Origin of the sequence: Streptomyces sp. PKU-EA00015 (genome assembly GCF_013387495.1) — a bacterium.
Lineage (GTDB): Bacteria > Actinomycetota > Actinomycetes > Streptomycetales > Streptomycetaceae > Streptomyces.
On sequence record NZ_JABZEE010000072.1, the window covers coordinates 21437 to 28103 of the forward strand.

Here is a 6667-nt window from a genome sequence, read left to right on the forward strand (position 1 = left end):
AGTGCAGGTGTCACGCCAGCTTCCCGTCCACGACCGTCGCACGGCCCCGCAGGAAGGTGTGGGTGACACGTCCCGGCAGCTCACGGCCCTCGTAGGGGGTGTTGCGGCTGCGGGAGGCGAAGCCCGCGGGGTCCACGACTCCACGGTATGCCGGATCGACCAGCGTGAGGTTCGCGGGCTCACCTGCCGAGACGGGCCGGCCGTGCCCGGCCGCCCGTCCGATGCGCGCGGGCGCGTACGACATGCGGTCGGCGACGCCGGCCCAGTCGAGCAGCCCCGTCTCGACCATCGTCTGCTGGACCACGGACAGGGCGGTCTCCAGACCGACCATGCCCATGGCCGCCGCGGCCCACTCGCAGTCCTTGTCCTCGTGCGGGTGCGGGGCGTGGTCGGTGGCGACGATGTCGATCGTGCCGTCCGCCAGCGCCTCGCGCAGCGCCATGACGTCGCGCTCGGTGCGCAGCGGCGGGTTGACCTTGTAGACCGGGTTGTAGGAGCGCACGAGCTCGTCGGTCAGCAGCAGGTGGTGCGGGGTGACCTCGGCGGTGACGTCGATGCCGCGGGACTTGGCCCAGCGGACGATCTCGACCGAACCGGCGGTCGACAGGTGGCAGATGTGCACGCGGGAGCCGACGTGCTCGGCGAGGAGCACGTCGCGGGCGATGATCGACTCCTCGGCGACGGCGGGCCAGCCGCCGAGGCCGAGCTCGGCGGAGACGATGCCCTCGTTCATCTGGGCGCCCTCGGTGAGCCGTGGCTCCTGGGCGTGCTGGGCGACGACGCCGCCGAACGCCTTCACGTACTCCAGCGCGCGGCGCATGATCACGGCGTCGTCGACGCACTTGCCGTCGTCGGAGAAGACGGTGACGCCGGCCGCGGACTCGTGCATCGCGCCGAGCTCGGCGAGCTTCTTGCCCTCCAGGCCGACGGTGACGGCGCCGATGGGCTGCACGTCGCAGTAGCCCGACTCCTTGCCGAGCCGGTAGACCTGCTCGACGACGCCCGCGGTGTCGGCCACCGGGAAGGTGTTGGCCATGGCGAACACGGCGGTGTAGCCGCCGCTCGCGGCGGCGCGGGTGCCGGTGAGGACGGTCTCGGAGTCCTCACGGCCGGGCTCGCGCAGGTGGGTGTGCAGGTCGACCAGACCCGGCAGCAGGATCTGCCCGCCGGCCTCGATCACCTGGGCTCCCTCGTCGGACAGCCCGGAGCTGACGGCCTCGATCGTCTCGCCGTCGATGAGGACGTCCTGCGCCTCGCCGCCGAGTACCTTCGCACCGCGGATAAGGATCTTGCTCATGGTTCTTACTTCTCCTCGGTACGGGGGTTGGGGGCGTCGGATTCGTTGCCGCCGAGCAGCAGGTAGAGGACGGCCATGCGGATGGAGACGCCGTTGGCGACCTGCTCGACGACCGTGCAGCGGTCGGAGTCGGCGACCTCGGCGGTGATCTCCATGCCGCGGACCATCGGCCCGGGGTGCATCACGACGGCGTGCTCGGGCATCTTGGCCATGCGGTCGCCGTCCAGGCCGTAGCGGCGGGAGTACTCGCGCTCGGTCGGGAAGAAGGCGGCGTTCATGCGCTCGCGCTGGACGCGCAGCATCATCACGGCGTCGGACTTGGGCAACGTGCTGTCCAGGTCGTACGAGATCTCGCAGGGCCAGGTGCCGACGCCGACGGGCACGAGGGTGGGTGGCGCGACGAGCGTGACGTGGGCGCCGAGAGTGTGCAGCAGGTCGACGTTGGAGCGGGCGACCCGGCTGTGCAGGACATCGCCGACGATCGTGATCCGCTTCCCGGCCAGGTCCTGGCCCAGCCCGGCGTCCCTGCCGACGAGTCGGCGGCGCATGGTGAAGGCGTCGAGCAGGGCCTGGGTGGGGTGCTGGTGGGTGCCGTCACCGGCGTTGATGACGGGCGCGTCGATCCAGCCGGAGGTGGCGAGGCGGTAGGGGGCGCCGGAGGCGCTGTGCCGTATGACGACGGCGTCGACGCCCATGGCCTCCAGGGTCTGGGCGGTGTCCTTGAGGGACTCGCCCTTGGACACGCTCGACCCCTTGGCGGCGAAGTTGATGACGTCGGCGGACAGGCGCTTCTCGGCGGCCTCGAAGGAGATCCGGGTGCGGGTCGAGTCCTCGAAGAAGAGATTGCAGACCGTGCGGCCGCGCAGTGCGGGGAGCTTCTTGATCGGCCGGTCGGCGACCCGGGCCATCTCCTCGGCGGTGTCGAGGATGAGGACGGCGTCGTCGCGGGTGAGGTCGGCGGCCGAGATGAGGTGGCGCATCATCTGGGTGTTTCTCCAGGTCTGTGGAGGTTCGTAAGACATGCGGGCGCGCAGCAGCGCACGCCGTACGAGGGGTGGGTCGTACGGAGGTGCTACCGCTCGCCGGCCGCGGCGGTCTCCCGCAGGCCGAGCAGCACGGTGTCGCGACCGTCCTCCTCGGCGAGCTGGACCTTGACCGTCTCGCGCAGCGACGTGGGGAGGTTCTTTCCGACGTAGTCGGCGCGGATGGGCAGCTCACGGTGGCCGCGGTCGACGAGGACCGCGAGCTGCACGGCGCGCGGGCGCCCGATGTCGCCGAGGGCGTCGAGCGCGGCGCGGATGGTGCGGCCGGAGAAGAGCACGTCGTCGACGAGGACGACGAGACGGCCGTCGATGCCGTCACCCGGGATCTCCGTGCGGGCCAGCGCACGGGCGGGCTTCAGCCGCAGATCGTCGCGGTACATGGTGATGTCGAGGGAGCCGACCGGCACCTTCCGGCCGGTGATGCCTTCGAGCTTGTCGGCGAGCCGGCGGGCGAGGAAGACGCCGCGGGTCGGGATGCCGAGGAGCACCACGTCGTCGGCGCCCTTGGCGCGTTCGACGATCTCGTGGGCGATGCGGGTCAGTACCCGCGCGATGTCGGGAGCCTCGAGAACGGGGCGGGCCGCATCGGAGTTCTGCGTGTCCATATGAAACGGACCTCCTTCTCCGCCTCACGGGACGGTTCTTAAAGGACGTCGGAATTGCGCCGTCCACGTTACCAGTGCTTGATAGGTGTACTGATCCGGGTAGGCCGGCCCGTGGCCGAAACCGGTCCGGATCATTCGGCTTGACTCAGCCAAGTCACGCTGCGTAACCTCACAGTGAGTTACCAGTCGCGCGGCGGAGCCGCACGTTGTCACAGCGTCCGGGGAGCTATATGTCCAGCGAATACGCAAAACAGCTCGGGGCCAAGCTCCGCGCCATCCGCACCCAGCAGGGACTGTCCCTCCACGGCGTGGAAGAGAAGTCCCAGGGCCGCTGGAAGGCCGTCGTGGTCGGCTCGTACGAGCGCGGCGACCGTGCCGTGACCGTGCAGCGCCTTGCCGAGCTCGCTGACTTCTACGGCGTCCCGGTGCAGGAGCTGCTCCCGGGCACGACGCCGGGCGGGGCCGCCGAGCCGCCGCCGAAGCTCGTCCTGGACCTGGAGCGCCTGGCCCACGTCCCGCAGGAGAAGGCGGGCCCGCTGCAGCGCTACGCGGCGACGATCCAGTCGCAGCGCGGCGACTACAACGGCAAGGTGCTCTCGATCCGCCAGGACGACCTGCGCACGCTGGCCGTGATCTACGACCAGTCGCCCTCGGTCCTGACCGAACAGCTGATCAGCTGGGGCGTGCTGGACGCGGACGCGCGTCGTGCGGTCGCGCACGAAGAGAGCTGACCTCACTTTTTGAAAAAACGTCACGCCGTAGGGCGGGACCGGCTTCGACCGGCCCGCCCTCCGTCGTACGGGGCGCGGCCGGCCGACGAGACGGCGAGCGGGGTGGGCGGCCCCTGGCCGCGGCCCGGCGGGGCGCTGCCGGGCGTCCTGGCGGTCGCGCCCGGATCCGCCTCGGGGAGTCGCGCTCTGGCAGCGGCCCTGGCCCGGGCCTGGCCGTACCTCGCGGACGCCCGGCAGGCCGGACGCCGGGCGGCGGCCCGGCGGCGCCTGCCCCTGCCTCACGAACGCCTACGCGACTGGGGCTCGGACGGGGCCGGCGGCCCCACCGCGGGCCGGGCGGCCCTCAGCCGTGGGTGCCCGCCTCGCAGACCCCCCGCACACCGGCTGCGGCAACGGTCCCGGCAGGACCTGCCCGCCGCCCAGCGGACGCCTGGCAGTGCCCCGGCCCTGGCCACGGTGCCCGACAGCGGTCCTGACTCGGGCGGGGCCATACCTCGCGGCTCCAGGGCGGCTGGGGCAGCGGTCCTGGCGGGGCCTGCGCTCGCCTCACGGACGTTCGCACGGAATCCTCACAGTCCGACCCGTGGCGGGATCTTTTCGGTGCGCCGGCGGGGGCGCAGGGTGCTCGGCGTGGCCGAAAAGCACCGGGCCCGGGGCAGAAGACGGTCGTCTTCTGCCCCGGGCCCGGTGAAGCCGGCCGCGCCGCCGCGCGGCTCAGTCGCGGCGGAGGCTCGGCTTGAGGTCCTTGAAGCGGCCCAGCAGGCCGTTCACGAACGACGGCGACTCGTCGGTGGAGAACTCCTTCGCGAGCTGCACCGCCTCGTCGATCACCACCGCGTCGGGCGTCTCGTCCATCCACACCAGCTCGAACGCACCGAGCCGCAGGATGTTGCGGTCGACGACCGGCATCCGGTCCAGCGTCCAGCCGACCGCGTACGTGGCGATGAGCTCGTCGATGCGGTCCGCGTGCTCCGCGTAACCCTCGACGAGGTCCATGGTGTACTCGGCGACCGGCGGCTGACGGTCGTCCGAACGGGCGTGCCGGACCCAGTCCGCGAGGACCGTCTGCACGGACGCCCCGCGCTGGTCGGCCTCGAAGAGGATCTGGAAGGCCCGCTTGCGGGCCTTGTTACGGGCAGCCACGGTTAGCTGTTCACCCGGCCGAGGTAGTCGCCCGAACGGGTGTCGACCTTGATCTTCTCACCGGTGGTGATGAACAGCGGGACCTGGATCTCGTAGCCGGTCTCCAGGGTGGCGGGCTTGGAGCCACCGGTGGAGCGGTCGCCCTGCACGCCGGGCTCGGTGTGCTGGATGGTGAGCTCGACGGCGGCCGGGAGCTCGACGTAGAGCACCTCGCCCTCGTGCTGCGCGACGCTGGCCGTGAAGCCCTCGATGAGGAAGTTCGCCGCGTCGCCGACCTGCTTGCGGTCGATCATCAGCTGGTCGTAGGTCTGCATGTCCATGAAGACGAAGTACTCGCCGTCCATGTACGAGAACTGCATGTCGCGGCGGTCGACGGTGGCCGTCTCGACCTTCACGCCTGCGTTGAAGGTCTTGTCGACGACCTTGCCGGAGAGCACGTTCTTGAGCTTGGTGCGCACGAAGGCCGGGCCCTTGCCGGGCTTGACGTGCTGGAACTCGACGACGGACCAGAGCTGGCCTCCGTCGAGCTTGAGCACCATGCCGTTCTTGAGGTCGTTCGTGGAAGCCACGGTTGCGGAATCTCCTGGACTGACGCTGGTGGACGACCCAGTGGCTGCGGAGGCGCGCACTAGAGCGCGAGCAGCTCCTTGGTCGTGATGGTGAGTAGCTCGGGGCCGCCGTCCGCCTCCTGGCGCACGACGAGCGTGTCATCGATCCGGACGCCGCCCCGGCCCGGGAGGTGGACCCCCGGTTCGACGGTGACCGGCACGCAAGCGTCCAGTTTACCCATGGCCGCAGGAGCGAGCTGCGGGTCCTCACCGATTTCGAGCCCGACGCCGTGCCCCGTGCGGGGGGCGAGGTCGTCGCCGTGGCCCGCGGCGTCGAGGATCTGGCGTGCCGCGTGATCCACTTCGCGGTAGGCCGCGCCCGGCAGCAGTGCCTCGCGGCCTGCACGCTGGGCGGCGAACACGAGCTCGTAGAGCTCGACCTGCCAGTCCGCGGGAGTCGTGCCGATCACGAAGGTGCGGCCGATCTCGCAGCGGTAGCCGCGGTAGTTGGCGCCGAGACAGATGGACAGGAAGTCGCCCTCCTCGACACGGCGGTCGCTGGGGCGGTGGCCGGGCCGCCCGGAGTTCGGGCCGGTGGCCACGGACGTGGGGAAGGCGGGGCCGTCGGCGCCGTGATCGACGAGACGGCGCTCCAGTTCGAGGGCGAGATGCCGTTCGGTGCGGCCGACGAGGATGGACTCGAGGAGTTCCCCGACGGCCTGGTCGGTGATCTCGGCGGCGATGCGCAGACAGGCGATCTCGTCCTCGTCCTTCACGATGCGCTGCTGCTCGACGGCGAGACCGAGGTCGGTGATGCGCAGACGCGGTGCGACGGACTGCAGGGCCCGGTACCGGGCGACGGTCAGGTGGTGCTCCTCCACGGCCAGCGCGTCCGCCGAGGAGCCGCGCGCCAGCTCGGCGGCGGCGACGGCCGGGTCGCCGGCGGAGGTGGGGAGCACGGTCAGCCGCAGCTCCTCGTCGGGCCGCCCGTCGACGGGGTCGCCGGTGGGGGTGCGGGGGCACAGCAGGGCGTCCTCGTCTGGGCCGAGCAGCAGCACGGCGCCGGACGGGGCGGCGCCCGCGAGATAGCGGACGTTGGCGGGTCGGGAGATCAGGACCGCTGCGCTGCCGGCGGCTGCGCACCGGTCGCGCAGCCGACTGCGTCGGGCGCCAAAGACCTCGGACATTCTCCGAGCGTACGAGCCCGATGGCGGACCGGCCTGGTGACGCGGCCGAGCGGGGCCCCTTCCGGGCGCGGGGGGCCGGGGGCACGGCCGCTGCGCGGGGCGCTTCCCCCACC

The 6667-nt window shown here is 71.5% G+C and carries 7 protein-coding genes; 1 reads left to right on the plus strand and 6 read right to left on the minus strand.

Annotated features, from left to right (window positions below; genetic code table 11):
• Positions 1-10 precede the first annotated feature (10 nt).
• From HW130_RS32140 to pyrR, 3 genes are all read right to left on the minus strand, one after another.
• The gene (locus HW130_RS32140; protein WP_177153299.1) at positions 11-1297 is read right to left on the minus strand and encodes a dihydroorotase; all 1287 of its coding nucleotides are present in this window, start codon (positions 1295-1297) and stop codon (positions 11-13) included.
• A gap of 5 nt (positions 1298-1302) precedes the next feature.
• The gene (locus HW130_RS32145; protein ID WP_177153300.1) at positions 1303-2280 is read right to left on the minus strand and encodes an aspartate carbamoyltransferase catalytic subunit; all 978 of its coding nucleotides are present in this window, start codon (positions 2278-2280) and stop codon (positions 1303-1305) included.
• A gap of 89 nt (positions 2281-2369) precedes the next feature.
• Positions 2370-2945 carry a bifunctional pyr operon transcriptional regulator/uracil phosphoribosyltransferase PyrR gene (gene pyrR / locus HW130_RS32150; protein WP_177153301.1) on the minus strand — a complete coding sequence of 192 codons (576 nt, stop codon included), beginning with the start codon at positions 2943-2945 and terminating at the stop codon, positions 2370-2372.
• 230 nt (positions 2946-3175) lie between these two features.
• Between pyrR and bldD the strand changes: the two genes are divergently transcribed.
• Positions 3176-3676: a transcriptional regulator BldD gene (gene bldD / locus HW130_RS32155; RefSeq protein ID WP_005319862.1), complete on the plus strand. Its 501-nt coding sequence runs from the start codon at positions 3176-3178 to the stop codon at positions 3674-3676.
• Between the two features lie 714 nt (positions 3677-4390).
• Here the strand turns inward: bldD and nusB are convergent.
• From nusB to HW130_RS32170, 3 genes are read right to left on the minus strand one after another with little or no spacing between them, the layout of a single operon-like run.
• The gene (gene nusB, locus HW130_RS32160) at positions 4391-4819 is read right to left on the minus strand and encodes a transcription antitermination factor NusB (RefSeq protein ID WP_177153302.1); all 429 of its coding nucleotides are present in this window, start codon (positions 4817-4819) and stop codon (positions 4391-4393) included.
• A gap of 2 nt (positions 4820-4821) precedes the next feature.
• The gene (efp, locus tag HW130_RS32165; RefSeq protein ID WP_177153303.1) at positions 4822-5388 is read right to left on the minus strand and encodes an elongation factor P; all 567 of its coding nucleotides are present in this window, start codon (positions 5386-5388) and stop codon (positions 4822-4824) included.
• A 59-nt stretch (positions 5389-5447) separates the two neighbouring features.
• Positions 5448-6554, minus strand: a complete 1107-nt coding sequence (locus HW130_RS32170; protein ID WP_177153304.1) for an aminopeptidase P family protein — start codon at positions 6552-6554, stop codon at positions 5448-5450.
• Positions 6555-6667: the final 113 nt, after the last annotated feature.